At 67.9% G+C, this 15,284-nt stretch carries 16 protein-coding genes; 8 read left to right on the top strand and 8 right to left on the bottom strand.

Annotation, left to right across the window (positions count from 1 at the left end):
• Window positions 1-50 precede the first annotated feature (50 nt).
• Complete coding sequence (locus LWF15_RS27510; RefSeq protein ID WP_232813849.1) at window positions 51-653, top strand: GNAT family N-acetyltransferase; 603 nt, start codon at window positions 51-53, stop codon at window positions 651-653.
• Here LWF15_RS27510 and LWF15_RS27505 read toward each other — a convergent pair.
• Both LWF15_RS27505 and LWF15_RS27500 read right to left on the bottom strand, forming a co-directional pair.
• Window positions 536-1,822, bottom strand: coding sequence for a hypothetical protein (locus LWF15_RS27505; protein ID WP_232813848.1), 1,287 nt, complete (start codon window positions 1,820-1,822; stop codon window positions 536-538). The genes LWF15_RS27510 and LWF15_RS27505 overlap by 118 nt on opposite strands.
• Entirely contained in the window at window positions 1,819-2,895 is a 1,077-nt protein-coding gene (locus tag LWF15_RS27500; protein WP_232813847.1) for a helix-turn-helix domain-containing protein, read from the bottom strand. The genes LWF15_RS27505 and LWF15_RS27500 overlap by 4 nt, the downstream gene beginning before the upstream one ends.
• A gap of 974 nt (window positions 2,896-3,869) precedes the next feature.
• Between LWF15_RS27500 and LWF15_RS27495 the strand changes: the two genes are divergently transcribed.
• From LWF15_RS27495 to LWF15_RS27480, 4 genes are all read left to right on the top strand, one after another.
• Complete coding sequence (locus LWF15_RS27495) at window positions 3,870-4,223, top strand: hypothetical protein (protein ID WP_232813846.1); 354 nt, start codon at window positions 3,870-3,872, stop codon at window positions 4,221-4,223.
• Window positions 4,224-4,258: 35 nt separating this feature from the next.
• Window positions 4,259-4,639: a hypothetical protein gene (locus LWF15_RS27490; RefSeq protein WP_232813845.1), complete on the top strand. Its 381-nt coding sequence runs from the start codon at window positions 4,259-4,261 to the stop codon at window positions 4,637-4,639.
• Window positions 4,640-4,874: 235 nt separating this feature from the next.
• Window positions 4,875-5,507: a hypothetical protein gene (locus LWF15_RS27485; RefSeq protein WP_232813844.1), complete on the top strand. Its 633-nt coding sequence runs from the start codon at window positions 4,875-4,877 to the stop codon at window positions 5,505-5,507.
• Between the two features lie 378 nt (window positions 5,508-5,885).
• Window positions 5,886-7,205: a hypothetical protein gene (locus LWF15_RS27480; protein ID WP_232813843.1), complete on the top strand. Its 1,320-nt coding sequence runs from the start codon at window positions 5,886-5,888 to the stop codon at window positions 7,203-7,205.
• A gap of 23 nt (window positions 7,206-7,228) precedes the next feature.
• On the opposite strand, the gene LWF15_RS27475 is transcribed toward LWF15_RS27480, so the two are convergent.
• The gene (locus tag LWF15_RS27475; protein ID WP_232813842.1) at window positions 7,229-7,693 is read right to left on the bottom strand and encodes a lamin tail domain-containing protein; all 465 of its coding nucleotides are present in this window, start codon (window positions 7,691-7,693) and stop codon (window positions 7,229-7,231) included.
• Between the two features lie 116 nt (window positions 7,694-7,809).
• Window positions 7,810-8,646, bottom strand: a complete 837-nt coding sequence (locus LWF15_RS27470) for a hypothetical protein (RefSeq protein ID WP_232813841.1) — start codon at window positions 8,644-8,646, stop codon at window positions 7,810-7,812.
• 190 nt (window positions 8,647-8,836) lie between these two features.
• On the opposite strand from LWF15_RS27470, the gene LWF15_RS27465 reads away from it, so the two are divergent.
• Window positions 8,837-9,979 carry a glycoside hydrolase family 16 protein gene (locus LWF15_RS27465; protein ID WP_232813840.1) on the top strand — a complete coding sequence of 381 codons (1,143 nt, stop codon included), beginning with the start codon at window positions 8,837-8,839 and terminating at the stop codon, window positions 9,977-9,979.
• Here the strand turns inward: LWF15_RS27465 and LWF15_RS27460 are convergent.
• From LWF15_RS27460 to LWF15_RS27450, 3 genes are all read right to left on the bottom strand, one after another.
• Window positions 9,973-10,686 carry an urease accessory protein UreD gene (locus LWF15_RS27460; RefSeq protein WP_232813839.1) on the bottom strand — a complete coding sequence of 238 codons (714 nt, stop codon included), beginning with the start codon at window positions 10,684-10,686 and terminating at the stop codon, window positions 9,973-9,975. The genes LWF15_RS27465 and LWF15_RS27460 overlap by 7 nt on opposite strands.
• Complete coding sequence (gene ureG / locus LWF15_RS27455; protein WP_408624142.1) at window positions 10,687-11,370, bottom strand: urease accessory protein UreG; 684 nt, start codon at window positions 11,368-11,370, stop codon at window positions 10,687-10,689.
• Window positions 11,371-11,431: 61 nt separating this feature from the next.
• Window positions 11,432-12,202 (bottom strand): urease accessory protein UreF, encoded by a 771-nt coding sequence (locus LWF15_RS27450; protein ID WP_232813838.1) that lies wholly within the window; start codon window positions 12,200-12,202, stop codon window positions 11,432-11,434.
• 95 nt (window positions 12,203-12,297) lie between these two features.
• Between LWF15_RS27450 and LWF15_RS27445 the strand changes: the two genes are divergently transcribed.
• Entirely contained in the window at window positions 12,298-13,395 is a 1,098-nt protein-coding gene (locus LWF15_RS27445; protein ID WP_232813837.1) for an AbrB family transcriptional regulator, read from the top strand.
• Between the two features lie 85 nt (window positions 13,396-13,480).
• Window positions 13,481-14,173, top strand: a complete 693-nt coding sequence (locus tag LWF15_RS27440; RefSeq protein ID WP_232813836.1) for a hypothetical protein — start codon at window positions 13,481-13,483, stop codon at window positions 14,171-14,173.
• Window positions 14,174-14,180: 7 nt separating this feature from the next.
• Here the strand turns inward: LWF15_RS27440 and LWF15_RS27435 are convergent, their stop codons facing one another.
• On the bottom strand, window positions 14,181-15,251 hold the full coding sequence (locus tag LWF15_RS27435) for an ABC transporter substrate-binding protein (RefSeq protein WP_232813835.1): 1,071 nt from the start codon (window positions 15,249-15,251) through the stop codon (window positions 14,181-14,183).
• Between the last annotated feature and the right edge of the window lie 33 nt (window positions 15,252-15,284).

Genomic DNA, 15,284 nt, shown 5'->3' with positions numbered 1-15,284 from the left:
GCCATGCAGACACCGCAGAGGCACAGTGCAGCTTGGGGACGGCGCGCGAGATGACTACAGGTGAGCGGCAGCATTCGCTCTATGGCTGCGCCGCTACGAAGGATGAGCCCCGGCCGTCCTTGGAACCGCGAATTCTGGGGCCGAGCGACTGGCGGGATCTGCGGAAGTTGCGGCTGCGCGCGCTGAAAGACTCACCACACGGGTTTGCACACAGTTTGCAGCAGGAACGCAGGTACCGCCCGAAGCGCTGGCGTCGGCTGCTGACCGAATCGACCTGGGTCGAGGTCCGGATGGTCAAGACCGGGAAGCCGGTGGGCATCGCCTGTCTTCGGGGCGAGTCGCCCGATCACGTCGGCGTCGATCCCAGCAGCGAGGTCCGCTACGTAGAGGGGGTCTGGGTCGACCGGGGCATTCGTGGTCGTGGCTCAGGAGCGGTGCGGCTGCTGATGGAACAGGTGGAGAAGCTCGCCCGCGAGCAGGACATCCAGAAACTGCTGCTGTGGGTGTTCGAGGAGAATGAGCACGCTCGGGACGTCTATGCGGCGCTCGAGTTCACGCCGACCAAGGACTGGGATCCCGAGGGAGACACCAGCCCGATCAAAGTCGGCTCGACCTGGCGTGTCGAGCGGCGCATGGGCAAGTGCCTGGTCTGAGACACCGCGGGCTGAGTCGCCCGTAGTCCGAGAAGCTGCAGGGCAGCGGTGAGGGTGCGCTCTTCGTCCAGGCGCTGCGTACGTTGCGCCCAGTAGTGCAGATCTTTCCGCCAAGCCTTGATGAAGTCGACGCACAGCCTTGGATGCAGACGGGCCAGCTGGTCGGCGGAGGCATGCAGGGAGATCAGAGCCGCGTCCCGGTCGGGGTCGGCACAATCGGTGAGTTGGACAGCGGTCTCGTCCAGGTCCTGACGCCGAGCCCGGATGAACTGCTTCCAGTACCGGGCATCGGCCGCAGCGAGCCGGTCAACGAACGCGAGTTCGCTGCCCTGGGTCTCGAACAGGGCGTAGAGCCCTTCGGCCAGGAGGTCCCCGAACTCCTCGGTGCGGGCCCGGTGCGGGTCCGCGTACGGGTGGTAGGGGGCCTGGCCCGCCTCGCCGACGACGCCGAGCTCCCGGTTGGCCGCCTGCTGGGCGAAGAAGAACCAGTCCTCGTTGTAGATGTCGGGGAAGAACGGAAGCGGCTGGTCCGAGCAGTTGACCCCGAGCGCGCCCCCGGTGACGAAGTTGTCCTGGGCCCGGCCGGCCAGACGGCGGGCGTGACAGACCACGGAATTGTCCGGGAACGACTTGCAGACCAGACCGGCCACCTGCCGGGTGTCCAGTTCCGTGGCGATCCGCCCGACGACGGCCGGGTCCAGGCCGGACATGTCCGAGAGCGGATCGATGTCGTCGTCCAGGAAAAGGACCTTGCTCCAACCGCGTAGCCGGGCCAGCAGAAGCCCCACGTTGCGCTTGAGACTGAGATCGCTGCTACGGCCTGCGCTGGCCAGGCGGAAACGCTGAACGCCGGTTCGCCGCGGCAGGAGCGGATGCTGGTAGCCGGTCGGAATGTCGACGGCGACCACGTGACCGGCTGCGAACCGGGTGGCGAGGGCGACTACTTCGTCAGCGTGCGTACCGAGACTGCACAACACCACGAGCTGGACGTCGAGGTGGGCCGAGAGCCGGATGGCGCTGCGGAGTGCAAGGGCCCCTCGAGAGGCCGGCACGATGATCGCGTTCAGCGGGGCTGAGGCCGTTTCGGGCCAATCGAAGTCGATGTGGGTGGGGCCGGGGTCGAGCAGCTTCACATGGGACGGCCGCTGCTGCACCTCGGCCGGCGTCACTGCTCACTCTCTTCTTGGGACCATGCGAACAACCTGGCCCGGTCGTTCTTGAAGTCGGGCGCGATGACTTTTCCCTGAATCACCGGTACCCGCATAAGAAGGGCGAAGTTGCCTTCGGGGAACCGCTCCGCAAGGTACTCCTGATTGCCGGCGCGGATGGTCTCGTCGGTGACGGCCAGCGCGGCGCCCAGCACGCCTCGGCTGTGTATGCCGTTGAGGATGGTCAGCGTGCGGTTGCTGTTAAACGGGTTGGCGACCCGGGCGATCAGAGCGACGTCCTCGATCAGCTCGTTCGTCTGCTCGTCGGCGACCGGGAAGAACACCTTCTCGTCGGACGTGACCGACTTGGCCAGCCGGAACACCTCACCGGTGGTGAGGTCGGGATGCTCGATTTGCTCGACCGGGAGATCGAGCATCGACAGCAGTCGCCGGGTCGTGCGGCTCCAGCCGATGCCCCCGAGCAGGACCAGATGGTTCTGGATCTCGCTGCGGCTGACGCTGTCGGACGTACGGTAGAAGACCTTCCGGCTCGGGTTCAGGGCCCGGATGTGGCCGAACACCTCGATCAGAGCGTCGGTATCGGCGAACTGATGGAGAAGGGTGTAGTTCGGCGAGTCGTCGGCGGCCAGGGGGCCACGGGCGTCCGCGGGGGCGTCGGGGCAGACAATGACAATGTCACCGTCGTCGTAGTCGAGCAGAATCCGCTGACGGGGGCCCTCTTCTTCCGGTTCCGGCTCGTCGGCCTGCAGCAGTTCGACCAGTTCTGCGTGCAGGCGCTCGTACTCGGTCCAGACGTCCGGGACGGCCCTCAGCTCGGAGGCCGAGGGAAGGCGTGCCTTGCGGCCGTCGAAGGAAGCCGTAGTGGCGAAGAAGCGCGCGTAGGCCTCGAGGCGGGCAGCGGTCGGGGCCTTCGGATTGTTGACCGACTCCCAGGAACTCAGGGTGGCGGATGCGACCGGCTTGTCGGTGCCCAGGGCGGAAGCCAGCAAAGTCTGGGTGAGTCCGGGGCGGTTCTCCCGAAGCTCCTTCAGCCGGTGCGCCAGACGCCGTGCGTTGCCGGATGCTGCGGGCATGCCCAACCCCCTCCAGGTCAGCAGCGCCGAAAGCGGGCCGAATGGTGCTTTGCTCGCCAACCGGAGTTTAAGGTCTTACCTACGCCCTTGGCGAGGTTAACCCGGGGTTGGGTATGGGTAGGGCAACTTTTCTGTCGGTTAGGCGGAAGTCGGCATCGGGAGGTGTTGCCGAACTTTCCGGCCGACCTGCGCAACCGGAGGCGTGGCTCGCGCCGACCGCGGTCCGGGCCGGTCAAGTTCGGTAGGGCTTTGCCCTGCTCGGCAGGCATCTTCGGTAGGGCGAGGGAGAGACCCGGCGATGGGCTCCGGCCGCCGTCAGAAGAAAGGGGGGGCCTCGGAGTGGAAAGGAGGACAATCCCTGCATCCGCTCATCGCGCGGATCCTTCAACAGAAGCTTGGGTCAAGTCTTCCCGAGGATGAGATTGGGAGAGTGCAACGCCGAGGCAGCGGTTTCTCTTCGCCGAGTGTTGATCCGAGATAGCGCCCACACGAGCAAAGATAATCCGCAATGTTTAACTGCGGATATGAGGTCTGTTGCCCAGAAATATTTTTCGAGCCTGGGAGGGCTTGACGAAGAGTCCTTCTCGAACTGGCCAAAGTCGCCCCCGGCGGGGATGACAAGGTCTACATCGGGCGGCGTCCGCCGGCCGTGTTGCTGTGCTGGTGACGAGTCGCCGACTCTGCCAACTTACCTAGAGGACAAGTCGTCCTTGTAAACCCGCTTCGAGCGTTTGCGCGTTGTCCCGTCGCCGCACGCTCAAGCCATGGACACGCTCAGAAGAACTTCCGTCAAGATCCCACTCCAGCACCGCAAGACCCGTTCCGTACCCGCACAAGAGGCTCTGCCCACGCGGCCCCCGGTCGAATCGGAAGGCTCGTCAGAGCCGGAGACCGCCGAGCCGGCGTTGCTCCCGAGTTCCCGGTCGTTCGACGCGGTGGGGTTGCCTCGCCGACTGACCCGGCTCCTCTGGGGTGTGGCCGGGATCGACCTGCTCTCCGGGGCCACTCTGTTGCTCATCGAGGCGCAGAAGATGCCTTGTGCCGGGCGACTTTGCGAGGTAACCACTTTGAACGGGCATGCGCAGGCCGCCGGGGTGATCTCCCTGATCGTTGCCGCGGTGCTGGTCGGTATTGCTCCGTTCACCGGGGGGCTGACCCGGGTCGGCGCGCTGACCGCGGTGCTCCTGGCCGTTCTGACGGTCGTCGGGCTGGTCGCCGCCGTCGGTGTGCTGCTGATGTCGGCTCTTGTGCTTTCCCTGGTCGTTGTCGCTGGGATCGCGATTGTCAGCGTCATGGCGGGTGCGACCCACGGGGACCTGACCCGCTGATCCCGAAAGACCGTTGACCAGAGGAGGTCGTGACGATGGGCCGGACCTTAGGATCCCGAGCGCGAACGGACGGACTGATCGGCCGGTCGCTGCCGGCGCTACTGCTCCTGAACGTGGTGACCGTGGCCTGGATGACGGCGGTCGGAGACCGGCTCGGTGAACACGGCCTGCTCGCCGTGTTCACCCTCGGCGGCCACCCCGACCTGGTCACGGTGCTGGCCACTGCGAGCTTCGTGATCCTGGCCGCGCTGGCCGCCACCGTCGAAGACATCGGTCGTGTCTCCGCGCCGGCCCGGCTCCTGTTCGCCGTCGCCGCCGTTGCGACCGTGATCGCCACGGCGGGTCTGGCCTGCGTGGTCCTGCTCGTCGTTCTCGGCGGAAGCTTCGTCGGACTGCTGATCAAGCTAAGCCGCTGATCCGCCGGGGACTGGAATGCGGGCCGGGTCGTGAAGCACTATAGATGCCTCACCGAGACCCGGATGAAGCGCAGTGTCCTCGGTGAGCGGGCGTCAGGAGAAGCACTCATGACCGCATCGGACCAGAGCATCGATGACCTGATCAGAGCTGTGCGAAGGCTGGCCCGGGGGGACTGGTTTCGAGCTGGCCTTCCTGCCCGGAGGTGTTCCCGCGACCGGTGCTTCCGCCCTGGGCGTGCTCAACCTCCGGATCGCGCACCTCGTGGCTCAGAGCATGTGCCTGCAGACGCAGGGGCGCCTGATTGAGGCGGACCGGGCGCTCGGCAAGGCGCACGATCTGGCAGTGGGCGGCCCTGGGCGCCTGCACCTGCTCAAATTGCCCGGCCCGCCCAAGGCGGTGGCGCTGGGCCGCAACGTCTGGTGGTTGCTGGAGCGCGAGCAGAAGGATTTGGAGTTCTTGCGGAGACTGGTGGTCGATGCCGAGAAAGGACGCGGCGAGATTGTCCTGGCCTGCATCGAGTTCTATACCTGGGTCGAGTTCGATCCGTTCCTTCTCGGCAAGCACGGTCCCGAGCAGACGCAGCACTTCAACCGTCCGGCTTTGATGAACAAGCACGACCTCTGCGACCGGGCAACAATGCTGCGCCAGTTCGGACAGTCACGACGAGGCGACGTGGCATCGAAGACATGGGATCGTATGGGAGGTGAATGGAGCGTACGAGCCCGGGCATTGAGGAAGCTGGCCGGGGAGTCTTTGGCCCGGTCCCTGCCGAAAGACGGACGGCCGCCGGTGCGGCTGGGACGGCTCTGCGCGTACCAGTACGCGCAGCAGGTGCAAGCGGATGTCTTGACGACAGACACAACCTAGCCAGCAGCATTCGGAAGTGCGATCGTCTGTTCCGACGAGGATTGATTAAGTTCAGTTGAACTCGCGGAGACGGCAGTTCGAAGCGTCGGCCCACGTGCTGGAGGCGAGCCCGCGATGACTTTCACCGTGAATACGTCGCCGGACGGCGGGCGCGAGACAGATCGGCCCACCTTCGTGATCAGACCGCAGGAGCAGGAGGCAGAGGTACCTGATCTTGCTCATCGAGTAATGATCGGGGCCAGCGTTCAGTTGAGCTGGACGCCCTGGACGCCGGACCGGTGGCAGAGCCTTCAGTTCGAGAGGCCGTCGGTGAGTGAGGCGGCGCCGGTCTTACGGGGACTGGCTGGTGACGGTGTGGCCCGAGGACTGCCCCGGGTGATGGACAGGCTGACCGAAGATGATGACGAAACAACCCATCTGACCGCGCCGTTCGCTGAGCATCCCACCGGGGATCGCGAAGCCTGGCTGCGCTATGCAGCGGTTGAGTCGTTCGATCGCTGGCTTCAGCTCTCATTGGACCAGATGCTGGTCGAGGCGGAACGAGCCACTGTCCAGATGGCTGTTGCCGAGACGCTGCCACTCGACAGCGTCAATCGAAAGAGCCTGATCGAACAGGCCCTTGGCCGTGCCCGGCTGGCGTCTCCGGGGGTGACCCGGTACTTGCAGCGTCTTATGTCGGGGGGAGCCAGACCGCCGGCTGTTCTGGAAAATGCAATCCGACCGCTGATCGTCGGTTACGGAGCTCTTGCGAAAGAGGTGCGTGACCCGCGAACCGGTCTGAGCGAGCTCGACTCGGCCCTCACCGCTGTGCAGAAGACCTGGCACGAGTTCTCCGAGTGGCCCTGGAGCGAAGGTCGCGCCGAGCCGGGCGCCTGTGCTGACATGAATCCGGTGGCCGGCGCGGGCCGTGACCTGCTCGACCCTCGGTTGTTCCCGGCTCGGCTCCTGTCTCTCGGATGCGATCCGGATGCGCCGGAGATTCAGATTGTTCCGGCTGGTGATGGACATGTGCACGTTCGAGTACAAGCCTTCCGGCCGGCCGGAGAACGATCCTTCGACGACGAGCTGCTGAGTATGCGTCTGGTCGACCATGATGGTCGGGAAGTGTCGTGCGGCGTCCTGCACAGGCCCGCATTACAAAGGTTCGAGGCAGATGGCGCCAGCGCCTTCACCGGCGAACTGCCTCTGATGGGGTCGCCACTCGATGCGGTGCGGGTGGAGGTCTACGACGAAGCTGCCGGTGCCCCACCCGGTAGTGGCAACGACCGTGAGGCTCTGCGGCGGGTGCGTAAGGCGGTCTTCTTTCTCGGGTCATGGCGAAAACTGGTCGCCGACACCCTGATTCAGCCGACCAGGTTTTCCCTGACCGAACGGCTCAACGGCATCGTCTCCGCGCTGTGCCTCGGCCGGGAACAGTCTGCGGATCCCGACCTGCCGCTCTGGGTGGGTGGGCCTGTCAAGTCTGAGCTGCAGGAACTGGTGCGGCTTGGCGACAACAGGCTCCGAAGCCTGCTTCGGAAAGACGCTGACTTGGAAGGCGTTTCTGAGGGCGCCGCAGTCGTGCTTCGCTCGACCGTCGGGCCGGGGGCGTTACTGGTGGTGAACTGGCGGCAGCGGCTTCGGGGTCGCGCCGTTACACCGACTGAAGAAGGCCGAAAACTAGGTCGCGCGACTGGGCGGGACCGCCGCCGGCTATGACGCCGATCCCGCCCACAGTGACCTCAGCAGCTCTGCTGCGTGTCCCCGCCGTCCCACTCACACGTGTCCACCGTGCCGCCCTTGGCGTTCAGCAGGTAGGCCGTGTCCCCGTCGTTGTTCCAGACGTACCAGCCCCGGCCCCAGTACTTGTTGGCCTTCGCGTCCTCACCCTTGCCGGTGCGCACCCGGATCGTCTGGCCCGGCTTGAGCGTGCGCTTCTTGAACGTGTAGGTGTAGCCGGTCTCGTCGGAGAGCGTGAAACCGCCGATCTTGCGGGCCTTCTTGCCGGTGTTCTTGATCAGGACCCACTCGGCGTTGAGGCTCTCGTTCGAGCGCCGGTCGGCCCCCGGGCTGTCGTACTGCACCGTGATGATCCGTACCCCCTTGCTCGCCGCCTGGGCCGGAGAGGCCGGGGAGACGACGGTGAGGGCGAGGGCGGAGGCGGCCACGGCGGCGGCGATGCCGGTGCGGCGGAAAAGGGTGAGCATGGGTCGGATGCTTCCTTCGGGCTATGTGGGACATAAGGTGCCGCCCAGATTAGGGACACCTGTCGCCCAGCTTTCCCGACATCAGCCAGTGTCATACGAATGGGGGAGACCGGGCCTCAGCGGATGGTGATGACCTGACTGCGCTGCCGGGTGATCGAGTAGACCCGGCCGTTCAGCGGCGACTTGTTGATCCCCATCAGCGTGAAGGTGTACTTCGCCCCGCGTTGCAGGCCGGTCACCTGGGCGTTCATCTGCTGGCACCCGTCCGCGGCGGCGACCTTCGTGAACTTCTTGGGCGGCTGCGGCACCGGTCGGCTGTAGTCGAACTGGATCACGTTCTCCGGCACCGCCACCACCTCGTACCACTGGGTGTCCGGGTCGCCCATGTCGTACCAGCGCACCGACACCGCCCCGCCACCGGTTGCCGTCACCACGTAGTTGCGCACGATCGACACCGGGTTGTGCGGCTGCATGCAGGCGTCGGGCGGCTGGAGGCTGACCGTCGGCATCGGCGGCGGTCCGGAGAACAGCACGCGGTGGGGGTGCTCGGGCGGGGCGATGGCCGGGCGCGCCGGTTCCTCCGGTCGCTCGGTGACCCGTGGCGCCTGGGGCACCTTACGGATCTGCGACCACTCCGGTACGTCCTCGAAGTACATCCAGTCCACGACCTTGCCCGCGTTCAGGCGCTCGGCCGACTCGTCCTTGTCCGCCGCAGCCTTGGCCTTGACCAGCGCGACGGCGTCGTGCACGACGGGATCGAGCGCCCCGGTGGCGAACAGGCCCCCGGCGATCGCGGTGAGTCCCAGCGAGGCGGCCAGGAGCGTCGTGCGGTCCTTCTTGCTACGAACAGTGGACGATGGGGGCGACGGGGTTGTTCGGCTTACCTTTGTGGGCTGGGAGGTGAGGGGCCCGCTCGGGCGCACCGGCCGTCCATTGTTCTTCGCCCGTGCCACCCGAACACCCTCCTCGACCAGTCGCGTCACCCTTGCCGGGGGTGCATCGGCAGGCGCCGCGGGCATCTGGGCGGGGTCGGCGGAACTGTCACCCAGGCGGACGTCACCCGACCGGCGGTTCTCGTCGTCTCAGGAATGACGCGTAAGGTACAGCGACGCACGAACCGCTGGATCCGTACGAGAGGCAGGCATGAGGGCGAGCCGCTACCGGCGCTACCTCGCTGCGGCAGGGCTGTCCGCCGTCACCCTGACGGCCGGGGCACACACTGCCGCGGCTGCTCCCGCCACCCAGACCCCCGGTACCGAGTCGAGCGCCACTCCGAGCGCCGCGCCGAGTGCGGAGGCGACCAAGAAGCCGGCCAAGAAGAAGCCGAGCTGGAAGCTGCGCAGCGAGGTCAACTTCAACGGCTCCAGCCTGCCCGAGGGCTGTGTGGAGTACTCCGGCGAGTACGCGGCCGGCAACAGCGCCTGGTCCGAGGACAACGCCTCCCTGAAGAAGGGGGTGCTGTCGCTGAAGGTCGAGAAGAAGAGGACCGACGGGCAGGCGTACACCACCGGCGGCATGGGCTGCTGGAACTGGCCGCAGACCTACGGCAAGTTCGAGGTCAAGGCCAAGGTTCCGGTGGGCAAGGGGATCAACAGCTACATCTCGCTGTCACCGGCCAAGGACAACAGCGCCAACGCGTTCACCAGCCTCGAGCTGCTGGCCCCGGACACTGCCACGGCCTACGTCAGCAACGGCTACGGCAAGGGTTCCGAGCAGGCCCACTCGGAGCAGGACCTGGCCAAGAAGATGCACACGTACACGATCGAGTGGGCGCCCAAGCACCTCCTGGTCCGGCTGGACGGCGAGGAGATCTTCTGGTCGGACAAGTCCTACAAGGGCTCGCGCTGGCTCAGCATGGCCACCACCACCGGTGACTCGCTCACCGGGAAGCCGGACAAGAGCTCCAAGCTGCCGAAGACCTTCGAGATCGACTCGATGAAGATCTGGGAGTACACCAAGGTCCAGCCCGAGCCGGGGCAGACTCTGAGCGTGGGGGCCGACGACACGATCGCCGGTGCCACGCCCGGTGCCTCCGCCGCTCCCGATGCCTCAGCTTCTCCGGGAGCGTCGGCCGGGGCCACGCCGAGCGGGTCTGCCGCAGCGGCAGCCGGCGGCTCGGAAGACGACGCGTCGGGCGGGGGAACGCTCACCGGCGGCATCTGGCCCTGGCTGATCGGCGGCAGCGTGATGGTCGCCTCGGCGGTGGCGATCCTCAGCTATCCGGGGCGCCGTAAGAGCAAGAAGCCGCCGGCGCCCCAGCCTGAGCAGTACTCCCGGCCCTACTGAGCCGGTACCGCCTGGCTGTGCCCACTTGCCATGCTCTCCGCGCTCAGGAGATCGGCTTGCACCGGCAGGAGGTCCGCGCCCGTGGCCGTGACCAGCAGACCTCCGCCGGTCAGCGGCATGGCCACTGCGTCGCCACTGGTGGCGGGCACTGCCCCGGCCAGGTCGCTGCGGGCCAGGGTGGAGATGACCCGGGTGCCGCCGACCGCCACCACTCGTGAGCGCAGGGTGTGCCGCAGCACCGGAGCGCCGTCGCGGGTGATCACCGTGCGCCCGGACCACTCGCCCGGGCCCTCGTAAGCCCGCCCGAGCAGCACCTGTTCCACCAAGCGGGCCTGGCCGTCGCCGGAAAGGCTTACGGTGGTCCGGCTCTCGTGCTGCGCGCCGTGGCATACCACGGTCGGTTCCGGGGCCAGGTCGAGCCAACCCCCGTCGTCCACCCGCAGATTCAGCTCCATCACCGAGTCCGGCCGCATCCGCCCGGGCTGAATGATCGTGGCGCCCGCGCTGCGCACGCTCAGCCGCGCTCCCGGTCCGACCTGGACATCGACGACGGCCCGGTCGCCACCCAGCGGACCGGCGGCGGTGCCGACGAGGTGCACGACCCCTGCGCCGGTCTGCCGGGCGGCGAAATGCCCACCGCCGCGGATGCTCTGGACGACCGTGTTCGCGCCCCGGGCGACCGCGACGATCTCAAGACGTGAATCCACTTAGGCGCGAACCGCGGTCCGGTCGAGCTGGGCCATCACCCAGGCCACCACGTCGGTCGCCCGCGGGTCCTCGCGCAGCGACTGCAGCACCACCGGCTGCTCGCCCCGGACCTTGTGCGCGTCGCCGGACATCACGTCCAGGTCGGCGCCGACCAGCGGGGCCAGGTCGGTCTTGTTGATCACCAGCAGGTCGGCCGTGGTCACCCCGGGCCCGCCCTTGCGCGGCACCTTGTCGCCGCCGGCCACGTCGACCACGAAGATCTGCACGTCGACCAGGCCCTTGCTGAACGAGGCGGTCAGGTTGTCGCCGCCCGACTCGACCAGCACCAGGTCGAGCGGGGCCAGGCGCTCCACCAGGTCGTCGATCGCGTCGAGGTTGGCCGTGATGTCGTCGCGGATCGCGGTGTGCGGGCAGCACCCGGTCTGCACCGCCACGATCCGCTCGTCCGGCAGAACCGCGTTGCGGCGCAGGAAGTCGGCGTCTTCGGTGGTGTAGATGTCGTTGGTGACCACGCCCAGCTGAAGGCGCTCGCCGAGCACCCGGCAGAGGGCGGCCACCAGCGCGGTCTTGCCCGAGCCGACCGGCCCGCCGATGCCGATCCGCAGCGGACCGTGCTCACCGGAGAGGCGCCCCGGCCCGGAGAGGTGCTCGTGCGGATCGTCGCCCGGCAGGTCGTGGGGCAGGGCGGCCGGGCGGGGCACGCCGAGCCGGGCACCGCCGTGGGCGGAGTCGGTGAGGTGAAGGTCAGGACGCAAAGAGGCGCTCCTCTCGGGCGGCGTGGCGCTCGGCCAGCAGGTCCAGCAGGGGGTCTGAGTCGTCGGGCAGAAGATCAAAATCGATACTGAGGACGTTTGTCCCGCCGCGGGTGGGGAGCGGCGGCGCTTCGGGGTGGCTGGGCCGGTCGACGGGGGTGGTCGCGGGCCAGCCGAGAAGGGCGGCGGCGGCGATCTGTTCGATGGCGGGGCCGAGCCGGACGGTGACGGCGGCGACGGAGACCGGGTCGAGGGCGAGCAGGCGCTGGGCGGCGGTGGAGGGCGCACTCACCGAGAGGTAGGCGGCGGCCAGGGCGGCGCCTTCGGCCGAGACTCCACCGGCGGCGCAGGCGCAGCCCAGGACGATCGGGTGGTGGGGCCGGGCGCCGAGGTCGCTCCAGCTCAGCGTGGTCGACGGAGCGGCCCAGGCGGCGCGGGCGGTACGCAGCAGCCCGCGGCCCTGCGCCCTTGCGGCCAGACGCTGGGCGGGGGAGGGGGTGCGGGCGTCGGCCTCGGCGTCGAGCCGGGCCAGCTGGACGGGGGCGTCCGGCGAGTGGCTCAGCACCGTTGCCGCTGCGGCCAGACCGGCCGTGACCAGGCCGGTGGTGCGCAGACGGCGTTCCAGGAACCGTTCCAGGCTCGCCACCCCGGTGACCAGGCCCTCGGTGATCGCCTGCTCGATCCCGCCGGAGTGCACGTGGCCCCCGCTGGGCAGCCGCTGGTCGGCCAGGGCCAGCAGCGAGGCAATTCCGGGGGCGAACACGGGCCCAGCCTAGGCGCCTCTTGTTACGAACAGTGTTCCCCAGAACCGACTGAGCCGACAGGCGTCCCTCATTGGTTCGGTCATAGGCTGACTGCGTGCCGGATGCCCCCGATCCGCCGCAGGAACACACCCGCAGCCCCTGGGCCTGGGCGATCCTGATCGGCCTGGTCCTGATCTTCTCGCTGCTCCTGGGGCTGGCCGGGCTGCCCTCTCCGGCGCTGTTCGGATCGCTCGCCGCCGGCCTGATTTTCGCCCTGACCGCGCCGCGGGTGCCCAAGGTGCCCACCTTCACGTTCACCTTCGCCCAGGCCGTGCTCGGGGCGGCGATCGGCGCCTCGCTCGAGCCCAGCACCCTGGTCTCGCTGCGCCAGGACTGGTTCTGGGTGCTCGTCTCCTGCCTGGGCACGCTGCTGCTCAGCGTGGTGGCGGGCTACGTGCTGCGGCTGCGGCGGGAGATCTCTACCGCCACCGGCGTGTTCGCGATGATCGCCGGGGGTGCTTCCGGAATCGTCGCCGTCTCGCGGGATCTGGGCGCGGACGACCGGGTGGTGGCGGTGGTGCAGTACCTACGGGTGCTGATCATCCTGCTCGGAATGCCGTTGGTGGCGCAGGTGGTGTTCGACGCGGCCGGTCCCTCCGACGCGCAGATCTACGATCCCGCAACCACGTTCGGGCAGGCCGGGGCTGAGTCGGTGCTCGCCGGACTGGCCGTCGCGGCGGTGTCCCTGCTGATCGGCCTGCCTCTGGCCCGGTTCATCCGGTTCCCGGCCGGTGCCCTGATCTTTCCCATGATCGTGGCCGCCGTGCTGGCCGGTACCGGCGCGATCGAGGCCGACTTCCCGTCCTGGCTGGAGAGCCTCGGCTTCGCCCTGATCGGCCTGCAGGTCGGCCTGCGGTTCACCCGGGCCAGCCTGAAGTCGGTGGCGGCCGTGCTGCCGCTGGCCGCCCTGGTCATCATCGGCCTGATCGTGGCCTGTGCCGGGCTCGGCGTGATCCTGGCCCGGGCCACCGGTCAGAGCATGCTCGACGGCTACCTGGCCACCACCCCCGGCGGCCTCTACGCCGTCCTGGCCACCGCGGTGGGCAGCGGTGCGGACGTCACCTTCGTGCTCATGGTGCAGATCGCCCGCTTGTTCGTAATGCTCCTGTGCGCACCGCTTCTGGCCCGGCTGATCGCCGGTCCGAAGACCTGACAAGCTGGTTACGGGCTCAGATGTTCGGTCCAGAAGCCCGGGAACCCTGTGTCGGACGTGACGGTAGGCACCTAACGTCACCTGCATGCTGAGAAGACTCGGGGCAGTCCCGGTGGTCGTCGCCGGGTTGGTCCTCACCCCTCTGACCTCCACGCCCGCGAACGCCGTGCCCACCCAGGCCGACGGCGGAACCACGGTCACCCAGGCCACGGTCACCACCGCGGCGGCCGACTGCAAGTACACGCCCACTTCGGTGGCCCTCAAGGGCCGGCCGAAGGCGCTGAAGTTCTCCGTGCCGGACGCCGCCGACTGGAACGTCCGGATCCCCGACGCCAAGGTCGACGCCGCCCCCGGACGACGGGTGAAGACGTTCTACGCCAAGGACTTCAAGAACTCCGACGCCGGACTTCACCAGGCCACGGTGGTCCGCGGCAAGGAGAGCTGCGCCAGCACGTTCCGGCTGATGCGGGGCAGCCTGGTCACCCTGCTGATCACGCACAAGCACCCGTACCGGTTCGTGGGTGGGTCGGTGCAGCGGTTCAACCTCGGCCCGGACGGGGGCCGCAGCATCCTGCCCGGCGCCCGGGTGGCGATCCAGCGTCACACCAAGGAGGGCTGGGTCACCCACCGGGTGCTGACCACGAACAAGAAGGGCGTGTTCGTGACCCGGCTGAAGATCGGCAAGCGCACCTGGCGCGCCGTCTTCAACTCCACCTCCACCACCCAGGGCTCGACCTCACGCATCGCCCGGGACGAGACGGAGTTCAACGACCTGTAGGTCTGCTTCAGGCGGCGCCGGTGATCTCCGCGGGGGACTCACCGGCGACCGCCTTCTTCAGCGCCGGAGTCAGGTGCTCGAGAACGTATTTCAGGCTCGCCGGGGTGACGAAGTACATCGCCCCGGACAGGATCGGATCGGTGTAGACGGTGCGCTGCTCCTTCACCACGCCGAGTGCGGCGTAGGTGGGCACCTTCTCCAGCGTGGCGATGTCCTCGGCCTCCTCGGCCGCGATCACCAGCACGTCGGTGTCGATCACGTCGAGCCGCTCGGACGAGATCGCGGCCTGCTCGCCGGGTTTGGCCAGCTCGGTCAGGTCGGGGTTGACGGTGAAGCCGAGCATCGAGAGGAAGTCGGTGCCGAGGCCGGGCGGGTACACGTAGATCAGCCCGTCGTAGAAGCCGTTCTGGCTGAACGTGGCCACCTTGCCGGCGAACTCGGGGTTGGCCTCCGCGGCCTGGGCGTAGGCGTCCTTGGTCGACTCAACGAGGTTCTGGCCGACCTTCTCCTGCCCCAGGGCCTTGGCGATCAGCAGGGTCTGGTCTTCCCAGGGGGAGAAGTAGTCGGTGCCACCGACCACGCCCGGCAGGGTCGGCGCCATCTTCGAGAACTTCTCGTAGTCGGACTCTTTCATGCCCGAGTTGGTGCCGATGATCAGGTCCGGCTGCAGAGACGCGATCTTCTCGTACTCGAAGCCGTCGGCGGTGCTGAGCACGGTCGGTTCGGCGTCGCCGAGCAGTTTCTGGGCCCAGGGCCAGACCGCGTAGGGCTGCTCGCCGTACCACTCCGTCACCGCGACCGGGGTGAAGCCCAGTTCGAGCACGATGTCCTGCTCGGACAGCCCGACGACGACGATCCGCTTCGGCTCGGCCTCGACCGTGGTCTCGCCGAAGCGGTGCTGGACGGTGGCAGGGAAGTTGCCCGGCGCCGTACTGGCCGGCGAGTCTCCGGGAACGCGCTCGTCGGACCCCGAGCCACAGGCAGCCAGCAGAGTGCCGCCGGCCAGCGAAAAGCCGGTCAGTAGGGCCGAGCGACGGGTGAACTCGGCCGAACTGCGGGCAAAGGGTCTTGAGGGCATGCGCCGCAAAGTAGCACGAGCCAGGTAAGGCTC

The sequence above is a fragment of the Kineosporia rhizophila genome (genome assembly GCF_021277265.1).
Lineage (GTDB): Bacteria > Actinomycetota > Actinomycetes > Actinomycetales > Kineosporiaceae > Kineosporia > Kineosporia rhizophila.
This window is presented reverse-complemented; position numbering and strand designations above follow the sequence as displayed.

Coding starts and splice junctions, on each gene's coding strand:
- LWF15_RS27510 (WP_232813849.1), top strand. CDS start 51: ATGACTACAGGTGAGCGGCAGCATTCGCTCTATGGCTGCGCCGCTACG.
- LWF15_RS27500 (WP_232813847.1), bottom strand. CDS start 2,895: ATGCCCGCAGCATCCGGCAACGCACGGCGTCTGGCGCACCGGCTGAAG.
- LWF15_RS27490 (WP_232813845.1), top strand. CDS start 4,259: ATGGGCCGGACCTTAGGATCCCGAGCGCGAACGGACGGACTGATCGGC.
- LWF15_RS27480 (WP_232813843.1), top strand. CDS start 5,886: ATGGACAGGCTGACCGAAGATGATGACGAAACAACCCATCTGACCGCG.
- LWF15_RS27475 (WP_232813842.1), bottom strand. CDS start 7,693: ATGCTCACCCTTTTCCGCCGCACCGGCATCGCCGCCGCCGTGGCCGCC.
- LWF15_RS27465 (WP_232813840.1), top strand. CDS start 8,837: ATGAGGGCGAGCCGCTACCGGCGCTACCTCGCTGCGGCAGGGCTGTCC.
- LWF15_RS27440 (WP_232813836.1), top strand. CDS start 13,481: ATGCTGAGAAGACTCGGGGCAGTCCCGGTGGTCGTCGCCGGGTTGGTC.
- LWF15_RS27435 (WP_232813835.1), bottom strand. CDS start 15,251: ATGCCCTCAAGACCCTTTGCCCGCAGTTCGGCCGAGTTCACCCGTCGC.